Source organism: Cellulosimicrobium sp. CpK407 (assembly GCF_051844275.1).
GTDB lineage: Bacteria > Actinomycetota > Actinomycetes > Actinomycetales > Cellulomonadaceae > Cellulosimicrobium > Cellulosimicrobium cellulans_G.
Genome location: NZ_JBGNYC010000079.1, coordinates 1 through 15,005 on the forward strand (window position 1 = coordinate 1; position 15,005 = coordinate 15,005).

The following is a 15,005-nucleotide window of genomic DNA, read 5'->3' on the forward strand; positions in this document are numbered from 1 at the left end:
ACGCGTCCTACGCCGCCTGGCCGCCATGCGCTCCTACATGCGCGACCTCAACCTCGGCCACGAACCCGACGAACACACCGCGGCCGCCGTCGGCATGACCGGCACCCAAATCCAAGACATGTACCGCCTCCTCGCGATCGCGAAGTACGAAGACCGGTACGTCATCCCCACCGCCCACACCGAGATCGCCCGCGAGCTCGACGAGCTTTCCTGTTCCCTCGACTACGACGGCGGCCCCGGCATGGGCGGCATGGGCCTCACCGGCGGCGGCCCGTTCGGCGAGACGTCGGGGAGCCCGGTGCCCGTCGCGGTCGAGAACTTCCACGTCCTCCAGGCGCGCCAGACGGCGGACTCGCCGTACGGGCCCTCGACACCGGGCCGCGTGAACCTCCTCAACTGGGACGGCAACGGCCGCCCGCCCGGGCTCTTCCCGCCGGGCGAGGACGCGACGACCGGCGGGACCGGCGCGGGCACCGGGACCGGCGGCGTCACGCCCGGAGGCCCCGGATCGCTGCCCGGGGGTCGGCAGGACGCGCGCCACGACACGATCCCCGGCCCGTCGACGCCCGGTCGACCCGCCGCCGGATCGGCGGGCGGACCGGCACCCGGGAACGGGCCCGGCGTCGAGCCCGACGGGGGCACCCGATGAGGACGCGATCCCTGCTCCCGACCCCGGCGCTGCGTCCCGGGGCACGACCTCGCGGGCCGCAGCCCGACCACCTTTCGCCGGTCGCGGCGTCGGACACCCAGCGCCGCACGGCGCACATGGCCGTGTCCGTGCTGCTCGCCTACCCCGACGCGGACGTGCTCGACGCGGCCGTCGCCGTCCGGGCCTCGACGCCGGGGCTGCCCGCGCCGGTCCGCGAGCGCCTCGACGCGTTCTGCGACGCGCTGCCGGCGCCGGCGGACGCGCAGGGCCTGCGCGACCTCCAGGCCCGCTACGTCGCGACGTTCGACCTCAAGCGCAAGTGCTCGATGTACCTGTCGTACTACGCCGCGGGCGACACCCGGCGGCGCGGGACGGCCCTCGTCGCGTTCGTCGAGGCGTACCGGGCCGCGGGCTGGGAGGTCACGGGCTCGGAGCTGCCCGACTACCTGCCGACCGTGCTCGAGTTCTCGGCCCGCACCGAGGGCGACGACGCCACGATCGCCGCGGGGCTGCTCGCCTCGCACCGCGACGGGATCGAGGTGCTGCGGACCGCGCTCGAGAGCATGGCGAGCCCGTGGACCGGGCTGGTCGAGGCGGTGTGCCTCACCCTGCCGCCGCTCGACGCGCGCACGCGGGAGCGGTACGTCGAGCTCGTGACGGCGGGTCCGCCCGCCGAGCTCGTGGGGATGGAGCCGTTCGCGCTGGAGCCGTACGGCAGCGGGTCCGGCCGAACCGGAGGAGCGGTGCGATGAGCGGGGTGAGCACGGGCGAGATCCTGCTGTGGGTCGTGTTCCCGTACGTGACGTTCGCGGTGTTCGTCGTGGGGTCGGTCTGGCGGTACCGGTACGACAAGTTCGGCTGGACCACGCGGTCGAGCGAGCTCTACGAGAAGCGGCTCCTGCGGCTCGGCTCCCCGCTCTTCCACTTCGGGCTGCTGTTCGTGATCCTCGGGCACCTCATGGGCCTCGTCATCCCCACGTCGTGGACGGAGGCGGTGGGCATCCAGGAGGTCGCCTACCACTTCGTCGCCACGTACATGGGGTCGATCGCGGCGGTCGCGCTCGTCGCCGGGCTGCTCATCCTCGTCTACCGGCGCCGCACCACCGGTCCCGTCTTCCGCGCGACGACGCGCATGGACAAGACGATGTACGTGTTCCTCGCGGCGTCGATCCTGCTCGGGTCGTGGGCGACGGTGCAGACGCAGCTCCTCGCCGGCGGCCACGGGTACGACTACCGGGAGACGATCTCGCCCTGGTTCCGGTCGCTCTGGTACCTGCAGCCGCAGCCCGCGCTCATGGAGGGCGTGCCCGCGGCGTTCCAGCTCCACATCGTCGCCGCCAACCTGCTGTTCATCCTGTGGCCGTTCACGCGGCTTGTTCACGCGTTCTCCGCGCCCGCGCCCTACCTGTTCCGCCCGTACGTGGTGTACCGGTCGCGCGAGGCGTCGGTCGCCGCCCGCGCCCCGCGGCCCGGCTGGGACCCGTCGGAGCGCCCGCGCGGACGGTGATCCGGGCCAACCGCACCGGCCTCACGACGTACCAGGTCAGCGGCAGGAAATCGCCGCCGCGGCCCGAGCGCCGGCCCGCGACGGCCGGGTGAAAAGGGCGGCACGGCGACCACGGAACGCCCCGACGCCCCCTCCTTCCAGGGGCGGTCACCCCGACCGCGACCGTCACCCGGAAGAGGTTCGAGCATGTCCACCACCGCCCCGACGACCGCCGGTCGCCCCCGCGCCGTCCGCCCGTCCGCGTCGTCCACCACGCCCGCCGCCCGGCGCCGCGCGTCCGTCCTGCCGGCGCGCCTGGCCGGCCGCGTCGACGCTGCCGTCGCCGCCACCGCGCGCTTCCTCACGCGCTGGTCCGTGCCCGCGCTGCGCGTCGCCCTCGGCCTCGTGTTCCTCGGGTTCGGCGTCCTGAAGTTCTTCCCCGGCGCGAGCCCGGCGGAGTCGATCGCGGCGCGGACCGTCGAGACGCTCACGTTCGGCCTCGTCGGCGGGACGGCGGCCGTGATCTTCACCGCGGTCCTCGAGACCTTCATCGGCCTGACCCTCCTCACGGGCCGCCTCCTGCGGGCCGGGCTGGTCGCTCTCGCCGTCGCGATGGCCGGCATCCTGTCGCCGATCGTCCTGTTCGCCGGCGAGCTGTTCGGTCACGGCATGACCCTCCTGGGCCAGTACGTGCTCAAGGACCTCGTGCTCGTCGCCGGCGCTGCCGTCGTGGCGGCGGTCGCCCTCGGTGCCCGGCTGAAGCTCGACGCATGACACCCAGGCGCTCCCACGCCTTCCACGACCCGACGAGAAGGACCCCGTGACCGGCACAGGACACGGGGTCCTTCGCTCTCCAGACGCCCAGCACGCGGCGTCGGACCCGCTCGTTACGCTTCCTCGAGACCGGCTGTGCGCTCAGCAGCAGCCAACGGCAAGGGGGCGGTGTGGTCACCTACGACGAGCTCGAGATCGAGACCAGACGCGACAGGCGGCGCAACTTCAAGAAGACGCCGCGGGTCCTCTTCGGACGAACCTGCGACGACGAGATGGTTCACCGACTGGTCCACGAAGGAATAGAACGCGAGGACTGGGTGCGAGCATCCGTCGCGGCTGACCAGGCGGTCGATGACGCGACCACCCACGCCGTTGTCCGGCCGGCGCTGAGCATCGCGATGTGGGTCGCGTCGGCGTCGATCGCGCTGGTCGGCATCCAGATCGTTCTCGCACTGTCATGGCCCATGGCGTCGGATCTTCCGGAGCTGAGACTTGCTGGGCTCCAGACCGTCGGTTTCCTCCTTGGCGCCGTGGCATGCTTGGCTCTCGGGGTCTGGTTCGCGACGGAAGGCCGCGAACAGGCCCAGGAGCGCCACGATGCGCTTGCGTGGCGATGCGCGCTGGCCAAAGCCCTCGTCTGTGAATCCGTCGCTGCGCAAGAGATGCCTTCGACGATGCACGATGACGCACACCTCTGCGGCCCTGTCACCTGGCTCCGACGGCTGGCGAAGAGGTAACCGCTCGCTGTCCGGGCGTCCCGACACGACGCGCCCACCACCTGCTGACGGGCATGTGCTCGTCGACGCCCGTGACCGCCCGGTGCCGTCCTTGCTGCAGTGGGGCTCAGAGGGTGCGAGACATGTACGTGCTGTTCGGGTCGTCCGTGTAGTCGGCGAACGGTGCGCACGGCACGAACCCGTGGCGCGCGTAGAGGCGACGCGCGGGCGCGAAGTAGTCCTCCGCGCCCGTCTCCAGGCTCACGCGGTCGAGCCCACGGTCGCGTGCGACGTCGAGCAGGTGCGCGAGGACCGTCGCGGCGACGCCCCGGCCCCGCGCGGCCGCCGTCGTGCGCATGGACTTGAGCTCGCCCAGCGTCGCGTCGTGCTGCTTGAGCGCACCGCACCCCAGGAGACCGCCGTCCGCGGAGCGCGCGGTGACGAAGGTGATGTCCGGCGCGCGCAGCCGCTCCACGTCCAGCGCGTGCACGCTCTCCGGCGGCGACGTCGCGTGCATCTCGTCCAGATGCTCCTGCAGCAGCGCCAGCACGTCCTCGGCCGCCAGGTCCTCGACGGCGACGCGCACGCCCGCCCGGGTCGTCGTCTCGCTCACGCCCCGAGCGTGCCACACGGCCGGGGACGTCGTGCGCCGCGTCGACGTCGAGCGACGCGTCCGTGGACCCAGCGCTCGCGCCGTGACGCAGCAGTCGACCTTGGCGGCCGGACGACGCGCGCGAGCTCAGGAGTCGAGGGACGCGAGCACCTCGTCGACGGCGGACCAGAGCTGTCGTCGCGCGTCGAGTCCGGCGGCGTCCCGCGCGGCGTCACCGGTGGAGTACTCCATCCACGGTGGCGGGGAGACGTCGTGGCCCGCGCCCTCGCCCACGATCGCGACGATGGTGCCCTGCCTGCGACTGTCCAGAGCTCGTTCAGCACGACGGAGGTACCCGCACGAGTACCAGACGTCGTCCTCGGTCCCGCACGCGAGGATCACGGGCCCGGTGATCGAGTCGACCGGGATCCGCGCCGCGGGGTCGGCGTCGCTCGCTGCGGTCCAGTCCGCCGAGCACGGGAGCGCCTCACCCCCAAGTGTCCATGCGGAGACAGACGCGTCCGGGTATCCGCACATGATCGCGTCGGCGCCGACCGGGGCGATCGCGCCCTGCACGAGGTCCGGCCGGTTCGCCGCGAGCCACAGCGCCATCTCCCCACCGCGCGACGCACCGAACGCGAGCACGGCGTCGCCGTCCACGCCCGGCTGCTCCCGGAGCCACGCGAGCGCGTCGAGGAACGTCTCCACCGGCACCTCCTCGAGCGCGGCCGGCTGGTCGACGCCCTTGAAGTAGCCGATCCCGAGGGCCGGGTACCCCAGTCCGGCGATCGCCTCCGCGAACGCCCGCCCGCCCTGCGACCCACCCTCCGACCCGCCGAACGCGAGGACGGCGGGCCGCGGGTCATCGGCGGAGAGCCCCTCCGGGACGGCGTAGGCCCCGGGGAAGCCCTCGGGCCCGGTCTCGTGCACGGTGACCTCGGACGTCGGCGTCGGACCCTGGGCCGGGGTCGCCGCGGCGTCGGGCGCGAGCGTGGTCGGCGCCGGCTCCTGCGGCGTCGCGCCCCCGGTGCACGCGGCGAGCGTCGCCGCCACGAGGGCCGCCAGCACGCCGCACGCCCTGGTGCGGCGGGCAGAGCGGCCCGGTCGAGAATCACGCCGTCGTGAGAACATACGGCACCCTAACAAACACCCCGAGAGCCACGCGCCGAGCCGCGGTCCCGTGGCCTGGCGAGCACACTCCGGTCGAGCGATGCACGGGCGTTCGAGCGATGCACGCCCAGGCGCGTCCCTCGGGCGCACGGTGCACCACTGAGCGAGCACCCCGGTGCTTGGCGTCCGTCTCTCGGGGTTTCCACGGTCCTGCGGCGTGACACTCCGCAGGTGCGGGTCTATCGTCGCCACTATGCCGCATTTTCGGATTCGAGAGGCCGCGAGCCTGCTCGGGGTGAGCGACGACACCGTCCGCCGGTGGGTCGACGCCGGCGAGCTCGCGGCGAGCGTCGACGACGCCGGGCGCAAGGTCGTCGAGGGCGCGGAGCTCGCGCGCTTCGCCGTCGCGCAGTCGCACCCGACGCCCGACCCGTCCGGCGTCGCCCGCTCGGCGCGCAACCGGTTCGTCGGGATCGTGACGGACGTCGTGAGCGACACCGTGATGTCCCAGGTCGAGATGCTCTGCGGAGGCCAGCGCGTGGTCTCGCTCATGAGCACCGAGGCCGTGCGCGAGCTGCGCCTCGAGCCCGGGAGCCTGGCCGTCGCGGTCGTCAAGGCGACGACCGTCATCGTCGAGACGCCGGGAGGAACCGCGTGAGCGCGTCCGCACGGCCCCGCCCGGCCCCCGCGCACCGCCGGACCCGGCGCACCCTCGCGGCGCTCGGGGCGGCGACGCTCCTCGCCGCGCTCGCCGCGTGCGGCACGGGCGCGGACGGCGGGGGCGACGCCGCGCCATCGGACGGTGCCGCGGACGCCGCGAGCACGCCGGCCGAGGAGAGCACGCTCACGGTCCTCGCCGCCGCGTCGCTGCGCGACGTGTTCACGGACCTCGCGGCGGACTTCGAGGCCGAGCACGAGGGCGTGACCGTGGCGCTGTCGTTCGCGGGGTCGTCCGACCTGGGCGACCAGATCCTCGCCGGGGCACCGGCCGACGTCTTCGCCTCCGCGGACGAGCGCACCATGGCCCGGGTCGTCGACGCGGGCGACGCGTCCGACCCCGTCGCGTTCGCGACGAACACGCTGACGGTCGTCACCCCGCCCGGCAACCCGGCCGGCGTCGAGACGTTCGCCGACCTCGCGCGCGAGGACGTCAAGGTCGTGGTGTGCGCGCCGGAGGTCCCGTGCGGCGCCGCGACCGACACGGTGGCCGAGGGCGCGGGCGTCACCGTCCACCGCGTGAGCGAGGAGGCGAACGTCACGGACGTGCTCGCCAAGGTGACGTCGGGCGAGGCCGACGCGGGCCTCGTGTACATCACGGACGCGACCCTCGCGGGCGACGACGTCGACGTGGTCGACGTGCCCGAGACCGACGCGGCGCTCAACGTCTACCCGATCGCGCTCGTCGCGGCGGCCGAGCGGTCCGGCCCGGAGCAGGTCGAGCTCGCGCGGGCGTGGATCGACCTCGTGACCGGCGACGCCGGGCAGGCCGCGCTCGCCGCCGCGGGCTTCGGCGCGCCGGACGCCTCCGCGCCGTGACGTCCGCGGCACCCGGCGGGTCCTGATGCGCGGGCTCCCCCGCTGGGTCCTGGTCCCGGCGCTGCTCGGCGCGCTGTTCGTCGTCGTCCCCGTGGTGGCGATGGTCGCGCGCGTCGAGCCGACGCCGGGGCCGGCCGGGACCGGCGGCTTCTGGGCCCTCGTGACGTCCCCGGCCGCGGTCGACGCGCTCGGGCTGTCCCTGCGCACCGCGCTCGTCGCGACGCTGTGCTGCGTCGTGCTCGGCACGCCCATGGCGCTCGTCCTCGCGCGCACGACGTTCCCCGGGCAGCGCGTCGCGCGCGCCCTCGTCCTGCTCCCGCTCGTCCTGCCGCCCGTGGTCGGCGGCATCGCGCTGCTCCACACGTTCGGGCGACGCGGGCTGATCGGCCGGCACCTCGAGGTGCTGGGGATCGAGATCGCGTTCACCACGACGGCCGTCGTCATCGCGCAGACCTTCGTCGCCCTCCCGTTCCTCGTCCTGAGCCTCGAGGGCGCGCTGCGCACGCAGGACGCGCGCCTCGAGGACGTCGCCGCGACGCTCGGGGCCCGCCCGACGACGGTGCTGCGCCGCGTCACCCTCCCCCGCGTCCTGCCGGGGCTGACGTCGGGCGCGGTGCTCGCGTTCGCGCGGGCGCTCGGCGAGTTCGGCGCGACCATCACGTTCGCGGGCGCGCTCCAGGGCGTCACGCAGACCCTGCCGCTCGAGATCTACCTCCAGCGCAGCGCCGACCCGGACGCCGCCGTCGCGCTGTCGTTCGTGCTCGTCGTGGTGGCCGTGCTCATCACGGCGGCCATCCACGGCCCGCGCGTGCTCGGGGGCCCGGATTCCCGGACGGCGCGACCGCGGCGCGGGGGCCGGGTGGCCCGCGGGCCGGGCACCCTGCCCGACGGCGATCGGCTCGTCCAGGAGGACGTCTCGCCCAGGGCCGACGACGACCGGGCGACGGCAGCCGCCGCGGACCCGACCCCGCGCGCCGGCGGGGCCCCCGCCGCGCTCGCCGTGCGCGCCGTCGTCCCCGACCGCGGGCTCGACGTCGACCTCGCGCTCGCCCCGGGCGAGGTCGTCGCGGTGCTCGGCGAGAACGGCGCGGGCAAGTCGACGCTCGTGCAGGTCGTCGCGGGCCTCCTCCCACCCGGTGACGCGCCTGGCGCCCGGGTCGCCGTGGGGGACGACGACGTCACGCGCGCCGCGCCGCGCCGCCGCCGGGTCGCGTGGCTGAGCCAGCGGCCGCTGCTGTTCGCGAACCTGTCGGTCGAGGACAACGTCGCGTTCGGCCTCCGGGCGCGGGGCGTGCCACGCTCGCGCGCCCGGCGCGAGGCCCGGGCCGCGCTCGGGCACGTCGGCGCCGCCCACCTCGCGACCCGGCGCGCGACCGACCTCTCCGGCGGGCAGGCGCAGCGCGTCGCGATCGCCCGGGCGCTCGTCACCGACCCCCGCGTCCTCCTGCTGGACGAGCCGCTCGCCTCGCTCGACGTCGGCGTCGCGCAGCACGTGCGGTCGGTGCTGCACCACGCGCAGCGCGAGCACCCGCGCACGACGCTCCTCGTGACCCACGACCTGCTCGACGTACTGCTGCTGGCGGACCGCGTCGTCGTCCTGGACGACGGCCGCGTCGTCGAGGACGGTCCGGTGGACCAGGTCCTCACGCGGCCGCGGTCCCGGTTCGCGGCCCGCCTCGCGGGTGTGAACCTGCTCGCGGGGAGCGTCGTCCATGTCGCCGTGCCGGAGCCCGTCACGGTGGGCAGCCTCGGGACGGCGCCGGGCTCCGCCGGCGCGGACGCGGCTCTGGTCCGCACCGAGGCGGGGCCGGAGGAGGCCGCCGCACGCGAGGCGACCCTCGCCGTCGACGGCACCGAGGTCCGTGTGCGCGGGACGGCGGGCGATCCGCTCGCCGTCGGCGACGGGGCCGTCGCGGTGTTCGAGCCGCGCGCGGTCGCCGTCCACCGGGCGACGCCCGAGGGCAGTCCCCGCAACGCCTACCGGGTCGTCGTGACGAGCGTGGAGCCGCACGGACCGCTGCTGCGCGTGTGGGGTCGCGTGGCGGGCGAGGATCGGGGCGACCAGGCCGCAGTGACGACGACCGCCGTCGGCCACGACGCCCCGCACCTGGCCGCCGACCTCACGCCGCGCGCCGTCGCCGAGCTGCGCCTGACCCCGGGCGAGCACGTCTGGTTCGTGGTCAAGGCGGCCGAGGTGCGCATCCACCCCCACTGACACGCCGAACCCGGGGTCGTTCCCCACGACTCGCCAGTCGTGAGGAAGGACCCCGGGTTCGGCACCGCGGGTGTCAGACTGCGGCCCGTGCCTCCGGCGCGGGGGCGGGCGCCGCGTCGTGCGGGGGCCGCACGGCTCGCGACCACTCACCGCCGCGGGCCCTGACCGCGACGAGCAGGACGACGAGCCCGACGGCGGTCATCGCGGCGCCCGCCCACAGGGGCGACGTGAAGCCGAGCCCGGCGGCGATGGTCAGGCCGCCGATCCACGCGCCCAGCGCGTTGCCGACGTTGAAGGCGGCGATGTTCGCGCCCGACGCGAGGGTGGGGGCGCCCTGGGCGAACGACATGACGCGCATCTGGAGCCCGGGGACAGTCGCGAACCCGAAGGCGCCCATGAGGACGAGGCTCACGACGGTCATCACCTGGCTCGTCGCGGTGAGCGCGAAGACGCCCAGCACCACGGTGAGCGCCGCGAACAGCACGACGAGCGTCGTGCCGAGCCGGCGGTCGGCGGCGCGCCCGCCGACGAGGTTGCCCACGAACAGACCGCCGCCGAACAGCACGAGCAGCCACGGGACCGACGCCGTCGTGAACCCGCCCACCTCGGTGAGCGTGAACGCGATGTACGTGAACGCGCCGAACATCCCGCCGAACCCGAGCACGGTGATCGCGATCGAGAACCACACCTGCGCGCTGCGGAACGCGGCGAGCTCGCCGCGCAGCCCGGTGCTGCCCGACGCGCGGTCCGTCCCGGGCGAGGTGCTGCCGTCGGGTGCGGGGACGCCGTCGGGCGACCCGACGCGCGACGGGACGAGGAGCGCGATCCCGGCGAGCGCGACGACGCCGATGGCGGTGATGGCCCAGAACGTCGCACGCCATCCGGCGGCCTGGCCGAGGAACGTGCCGAACGGGACGCCGAGCACGTTCGCGATGGTCAGCCCGGCGAACATGATCGAGATGGCCCCGGCCCGCTTCTCGGGCGCGACGAGGTCGGCCGCCACGACGGCGCCGATCCCGAAGAACGCGCCGTGGCACAGCGCCGCGACGACGCGGCCGAGGAGCATGACCTCATACGTCGGCGCGACGGCGGACAGCAGGTTGCCCGCGATGAACAGGACCATGAGGCCGAGGAGGGCCTTCTTGCGGTCGACGCGCGTCAGGGCGGCCGTGAGGCCGATCGCGCCGACGGCGACGGACAGCGCGTAGCCCGAGATGAGGTAGCCGGCGACGGACTCGGTGACGCCGAAGTCGGCGGCCACCTCGGGCAGCAGGCCCATGATGACGAACTCGGTGAGCCCGATGCCGAAGCCCCCGATGGCGAGGGCCCAGAGGGCGACTGGCATGACGATCTCCTGGTTCCGGGAAGGTGCGGTCTCGCGGGCGAGGCGCGGCGCGGGCCGGGGCGCGCGCCGGCGCGTCAGCCCTCGAAGGTGTCGGGGTGCGGTCCGATGCGACCGCCCGCGTCGAGGGCGTCGATCGCGGTGACCTCGTCGGCGGTGAGCGCGAAGCCGAGGACGTCGAGGTTCGACGCGATCCGCGCGGGGGTCACGGACTTGGGGATGACGACCGTCCCCTGCTGCAGGTGCCAGCGCAGGACGACCTGGGCGGGCGTGACGTCGTGGGCGGCGGCGACGCGGACGACCGTCGGGTCGTCGAGGACCGTGCCCTGGCCCAGCGGGCTCCACGCCTCGGTGACGATCCCGAGCTCGGCGTGGACGTCGCGCAGCGCGCGCTGCTGGAGCGCGGGGTGCAGCTCGACCTGGTTGACGGCGGGCGTCTCGCCCGTCGCCGCGACGACCGCGCGCAGGTGCGCGGGCTCGAAGTTGGAGACGCCGATCTCGCGGACGAGGCCCGCGTCGCGGGCCGCGACGAGACCCTCCCACGCCTCGACGTACCGGCCGCGGGCGGGCGACGGCCAGTGGATCAGGTAGAGGTCCAGCCGGTCGAGCCCGAGCAGCTCGAGCGACCTCTCGAGCGCGGGGCGGACGGTGTCGCGGGCGAGGGAGTCGATCCACAGCTTGCTCGTGACGAAGACGTCGTCGCGCGCGAGGCCGGACTCCGCGAGAGCGCGGCCCACGCCCGCCTCGTTGCCGTAGACCGCCGCGGTGTCGACGCTGCGGTACCCCGCCTCGAGGGCGAGGCTCACCGCTCGCGTGGTCTCGGCGTCGGGCACCTGGAAGACGCCGAAGCCGACCTGCGGGATCGAGGTGCCTCCGCGCAGGGTCGTGCGGGGCATGGTCGTGGTGGTCGAGGACACGGAAGGGCTCCTGAGGGACGATCGGGAAGGGATCGCGTTGCACACGCGTTCACCTAGCGTCTGCACTTGTTGCAGACGCGCGCTATCGATAGTTGCACACGCCGATTAGTTGCACAAGCGCTATAGTTGTGACGGCACGCACGCACCGAGGAGGACCCCATGGGCATCGCCGACGACGCCGTCGAGATCCGCGCGCAGGGCTGGCGCACGCTCGCCGCGCTGCACGGGCTCATCGACGCCGCGCTCGAGCGTGCCCTGCAGTCGGAGCACGACCTCTCGGTCGTCGAGTACACCGTGCTCGACGCGCTCTCCCGGCAGGACGGCTGGCACATGCGCATGCAGCAGCTCGCGCGGGCCGCCGCGCTCTCCCCCAGCGCGACGACCCGGCTCGTCAACCGGCTCGAGGACCGCGGCCTGCTCACGCGCATCCTGTGCCAGGACGACCGCCGCGGGATCTACACCGAGCTCACGCCCGCGGGCGAGGCGCTCCTGCGCGCCGCGCGCCCCACCCACGACGCGACCCTCGAGGCGGCCCTGCACGACGCGACGGAGACGCCCGAGCTCGCGTCGCTCGTCGACGCGCTGCACGCGCTCCCGGTCCCCGCCGGCGCGAGGTAGCCCCGCCAGCTCCCGGCACGGCGCCGCCCAGCGGGCACGGCGCCGCCCAGCGGGCACGACCCCGCCCGGCAGGTACGACGTCGTCCGGCAGGCACGACGAGCCGGACCGGCGCACGCGTGAGGGTCCGGTCAGGCCTGTCGGTCGACCCCGCCGAGCGCGGCGCGGACCTCGCCGACGATCGCCGCCATCGCCGCCTCGGCGGCGCGCGGGTCGCCGTCCGCGACGGCGCGCGCGACGGCCTCGTGCTGGTCCAGCGCCTCGGGGACGGGGGACGCGGGCATGAGGCCCAGGTGCGTCCGCCCGCTGAGCACCGCGGCGACGACGCCGGCGAGCGCGCCGAACATCTCGTTGCCGCTCGAGCGCAGCAGGAGCTCGTGGAAGCGCACGTCGAGCGCGAGGAACTCCTCCAGGTCGCCCGCCTCGCCGAGCATCCGCATGCGCGTCGCCGCCGCGACGAGCTCGGCGCGCTCGTCGTCCGTCGCATGGACCGCCGCTCCGGCGGCCGCGAGCGGCTCGACGGCGTGGCGCAGCTCGGTGAGCGTGCGGAGCTGCGAGTCACGACCCGGCCCTTCGAGGCGCCAGCGGATGACGCGTGGGTCGAGCACGTTCCACTCCTCGACGCCGAGGACGACGAGCCCGACACGACGCTTCGACCGCACCAGGCCGAGCCCTTCGAGGAGCCGCATGACCTCGCGCGCGACGGTGCGCGAGACGCCGAACTCGGAACCGATCGACTCGAGCGTGAGCGGCGAGCCGGCGGGGACGTCGCCGCTGGTGATACGGCGTCCGAGAGCGTCGAGCACGGTGGTGTGCAGGACCGTCGTCGCCATGGTCAGCAGCCTACTGGCGCCCATTGGTGATATCAATCACTTGCCAAAGGTGCTACCAATGCCGCACAGTGGTCGGCAGTGGGGACCACGACGGTCGCCACCCGGGACGGGACCGCGCCGCGAGACGCACCCGCACCGGACGCCCGCCCGACACGGAAGTCGACACATGGACACGGACGTCAGCACCACGGTCCAGGCCGAGAGCGCCGCACCCGAGCACGCACCCCAGCACCTCGTCGTCATGGGGGTCGCGGGCTCGGGCAAGACGACGGTCGCGACGCTGCTCGCGCAGCGCCTCGAGACCGAGTACGCCGAGGCCGACCGGTTCCACCCGCAGGCCAACATCGAGAAGATGAGCGCGGGCACCCCGCTCACCGACGAGGACCGCTGGCCGTGGCTCGAGGCGATCCGCGACTGGCTGAGCGCCGAGGCGGACGCCGGACGCTCCGGCGTCGTGACCTGCTCCGCGCTCAAGCGCTCCTACCGCGACCTGCTGCGCACCGCGCGCGGCCGCGTCTGCTTCGTCCACCTCGACGGCAGCCCCGAGCTCCTCGCCGAGCGCATGGAGCACCGCAGCGGCCACTTCATGCCCACGTCGCTCCTGCCCTCCCAGCTCGCCACGCTCGAGCCCCTGGGCGACGACGAGCCCGGCTTCACGGTCGACGTCACCCGCACGCCCGAGGAGATCGCCGACCTCGTGCTCGACCGGCGGGCCGACTGCGGGCGGACCGACCCCAGCACCTCGACCGGGACCTCGGCCGGGACGGAGGCGCCGCGATGATCGGCACGCTCACGCAGCACCTCACGACGCTCGCTCCGTCCGCCGCCGCGGCCGTCGCGCGCGCCGCGGAGGACGCCCCCGTGACCGACGCCGGGACGGCCCAGCTCGTCCTCGCCGCCGTCGTCGGCATCGCGACGATCGTCGTCCTCATCGTGTGGCTCAAGCTGCACCCGTTCCTCGCGCTGATGATCGGCTCGGCCGTGCTCGCCGTCGTGGCCGGCATCGACTTCGTCGACGCGTTCACCAGCTTCTCCGCGGGGCTCGGCTCGACCGTCGCCGGGGTCGGCGTCCTCATCGCGCTCGGCGCGATCATCGGCAAGCTGCTCATCGACTCCGGGGGCGCCGACCAGATCGTCGACACGATCCTCGGCAGGACGACGCCGCAGCGCCTGCCGTGGGCCATGGCGCTCATCGCGTTCGTCATCGGGATCCCGCTGTTCTTCGAGGTGGGCGTCGTCCTCCTCGTGCCCGTGGTCATGCTCGTGGCCAAGCGCGTCCGCACCAACCCGATCCTCGTCGGGATCCCCGCGCTCGCGGGCCTGTCGGCGCTGCATGGCCTGGTCCCGCCGCACCCCGGGCCGCTGCTCGCCATCGACGCGCTCGGCGCCGACCTCGGCCTGACGCTCGGCCTCGGCCTGCTCGTCGCGATCCCCACCGTGGTCGTGTCCGGCCCGCTGCTCGCCAAGCCCCTCGCGCGCTGGGTGCCGCTCCCGCCGCCCACGTCCGTGCTCGGCGTCTCCGAGCGCGACGAGGACGCACCGCGCCCGAGCTTCGCGGTCTCCGTCGGCGTCGTCCTGCTGCCCGTGATCCTCATGCTCGCCCGCACCCTCGTCGAGGTCAGCGGGTCCATCGACACCGGCTGGGGCCGCGTCTTCGAGTTCATCGGCACCCCGCTCGTCGCGCTGCTCATCACCGCGCTCACCTCGCTCGTCGTGCTGGGCTCCGCGCTCGGCCGCACGCGCGACCAGGTGAGCAAGCTCGTCGACTCGTCGTTCGCGCCGATCGCGGGCATCCTCCTCATCGTCGGCGCCGGCGGCGGCTTCAAGCAGACGCTCGTCGACTCGGGCGTGGGCGACGTCGTCGTGAAGGGCATCTCGGACGCGAACATCACGCCGCTGCTCGCGGGCTGGCTCGTCGCCGTCCTCATCCGCGTCGCCACCGGCTCCGCGACCGTCGCGACCATCACCGCCGCGGGCATCATGGCCCCGATCGCCGCGACCCTGCCGCCCACGCACGCCGCGCTGCTCGTGCTCTCGATCGGCGCGGGGTCGGTGTTCCTGTCGCACGTCAACGACGCCGGGTTCTGGCTCGTCAAGGAGTACTTCGGCATGACCGTCGGGCAGACATTCAAGACGTGGTCGCTCATGGAGTGCGTCCTGTCCGTCGTCGCGCTCCTCGTGGTCCTCCTCCTGGGCCTCGTCGTCTAGCGGAACGGGCG

At 74.4% G+C, this 15,005-nt stretch carries 15 protein-coding genes and 1 pseudogene; 11 read left to right on the forward strand and 5 right to left on the reverse strand.

Annotated features, from left to right (window positions below; genetic code table 11):
• The 5 genes and pseudogenes from ABWU78_RS20265 to ABWU78_RS20285 form a co-directional block, all read left to right on the forward strand.
• Positions 1-649 (forward strand): annotated as a pseudogene (locus tag ABWU78_RS20265) (hypothetical protein); the annotation flags it as partial.
• Entirely contained in the window at positions 646-1,401 is a 756-nt protein-coding gene (narJ, locus tag ABWU78_RS20270; protein ID WP_439159328.1) for a nitrate reductase molybdenum cofactor assembly chaperone, read from the forward strand. The pseudogene ABWU78_RS20265 and the gene narJ, both read left to right, overlap by 4 nt.
• Entirely contained in the window at positions 1,398-2,156 is a 759-nt protein-coding gene (gene narI / locus ABWU78_RS20275) for a respiratory nitrate reductase subunit gamma (RefSeq protein WP_439159329.1), read from the forward strand. The genes narJ and narI overlap by 4 nt, the downstream gene beginning before the upstream one ends.
• Positions 2,157-2,342: 186 nt before the next feature.
• Complete coding sequence (locus ABWU78_RS20280) at positions 2,343-2,909, forward strand: DoxX family membrane protein (RefSeq protein ID WP_439159330.1); 567 nt, start codon at positions 2,343-2,345, stop codon at positions 2,907-2,909.
• Between the two features lie 170 nt (positions 2,910-3,079).
• Positions 3,080-3,646: a hypothetical protein gene (locus ABWU78_RS20285; protein WP_439159331.1), complete on the forward strand. Its 567-nt coding sequence runs from the start codon at positions 3,080-3,082 to the stop codon at positions 3,644-3,646.
• A gap of 106 nt (positions 3,647-3,752) precedes the next feature.
• On the opposite strand, the gene ABWU78_RS20290 is transcribed toward ABWU78_RS20285, so the two are convergent.
• Positions 3,753-4,238 carry a GNAT family N-acetyltransferase gene (locus tag ABWU78_RS20290; protein ID WP_439159332.1) on the reverse strand — a complete coding sequence of 162 codons (486 nt, stop codon included), beginning with the start codon at positions 4,236-4,238 and terminating at the stop codon, positions 3,753-3,755.
• Positions 4,239-4,364: 126 nt separating this feature from the next.
• Complete coding sequence (locus ABWU78_RS20295) at positions 4,365-5,285, reverse strand: alpha/beta hydrolase family protein (RefSeq protein WP_439159333.1); 921 nt, start codon at positions 5,283-5,285, stop codon at positions 4,365-4,367.
• Positions 5,286-5,580: 295 nt separating this feature from the next.
• On the opposite strand from ABWU78_RS20295, the gene ABWU78_RS20300 reads away from it, so the two are divergent.
• The 3 genes from ABWU78_RS20300 to ABWU78_RS20310 are packed head-to-tail and all read left to right on the forward strand — an operon-like array spanning position 5,581 to position 9,078.
• Positions 5,581-5,985 (forward strand): TOBE domain-containing protein, encoded by a 405-nt coding sequence (locus tag ABWU78_RS20300; RefSeq protein ID WP_439159334.1) that lies wholly within the window; start codon positions 5,581-5,583, stop codon positions 5,983-5,985.
• Positions 5,982-6,863 carry a molybdate ABC transporter substrate-binding protein gene (gene modA, locus ABWU78_RS20305; RefSeq protein WP_439159335.1) on the forward strand — a complete coding sequence of 294 codons (882 nt, stop codon included), beginning with the start codon at positions 5,982-5,984 and terminating at the stop codon, positions 6,861-6,863. The genes ABWU78_RS20300 and modA overlap by 4 nt, the downstream gene beginning before the upstream one ends.
• Before the next feature lie 25 nt (positions 6,864-6,888).
• Complete coding sequence (locus tag ABWU78_RS20310; RefSeq protein ID WP_439159336.1) at positions 6,889-9,078, forward strand: ABC transporter permease; 2,190 nt, start codon at positions 6,889-6,891, stop codon at positions 9,076-9,078.
• A gap of 73 nt (positions 9,079-9,151) precedes the next feature.
• Here the strand turns inward: ABWU78_RS20310 and ABWU78_RS20315 are convergent, their stop codons facing one another.
• Positions 9,152-10,423, reverse strand: coding sequence for an MFS transporter (locus tag ABWU78_RS20315; RefSeq protein ID WP_439159337.1), 1,272 nt, complete (start codon positions 10,421-10,423; stop codon positions 9,152-9,154).
• A gap of 74 nt (positions 10,424-10,497) precedes the next feature.
• Positions 10,498-11,316: an aldo/keto reductase gene (locus ABWU78_RS20320; protein WP_439159341.1), complete on the reverse strand. Its 819-nt coding sequence runs from the start codon at positions 11,314-11,316 to the stop codon at positions 10,498-10,500.
• 180 nt (positions 11,317-11,496) lie between these two features.
• On the opposite strand from ABWU78_RS20320, the gene ABWU78_RS20325 reads away from it, so the two are divergent.
• Positions 11,497-11,955 (forward strand): MarR family winged helix-turn-helix transcriptional regulator, encoded by a 459-nt coding sequence (locus tag ABWU78_RS20325; RefSeq protein WP_439159338.1) that lies wholly within the window; start codon positions 11,497-11,499, stop codon positions 11,953-11,955.
• A 129-nt stretch (positions 11,956-12,084) separates the two neighbouring features.
• On the opposite strand, the gene ABWU78_RS20330 is transcribed toward ABWU78_RS20325, so the two are convergent.
• Entirely contained in the window at positions 12,085-12,786 is a 702-nt protein-coding gene (locus ABWU78_RS20330) for a FadR/GntR family transcriptional regulator (protein ID WP_439159339.1), read from the reverse strand.
• Between the two features lie 166 nt (positions 12,787-12,952).
• Here ABWU78_RS20330 and ABWU78_RS20335 point away from each other — a divergent pair, with 166 nt between their 5' ends.
• Together ABWU78_RS20335 and ABWU78_RS20340 are read left to right on the forward strand one after the other, a co-directional pair.
• Positions 12,953-13,567, forward strand: a complete 615-nt coding sequence (locus ABWU78_RS20335; protein ID WP_353708245.1) for a gluconokinase — start codon at positions 12,953-12,955, stop codon at positions 13,565-13,567.
• Positions 13,564-14,994, forward strand: coding sequence for a GntT/GntP/DsdX family permease (locus ABWU78_RS20340; RefSeq protein ID WP_439159340.1), 1,431 nt, complete (start codon positions 13,564-13,566; stop codon positions 14,992-14,994). Before ABWU78_RS20335 ends, ABWU78_RS20340 begins: the two co-directional genes overlap by 4 nt.
• Positions 14,995-15,005: the final 11 nt, after the last annotated feature.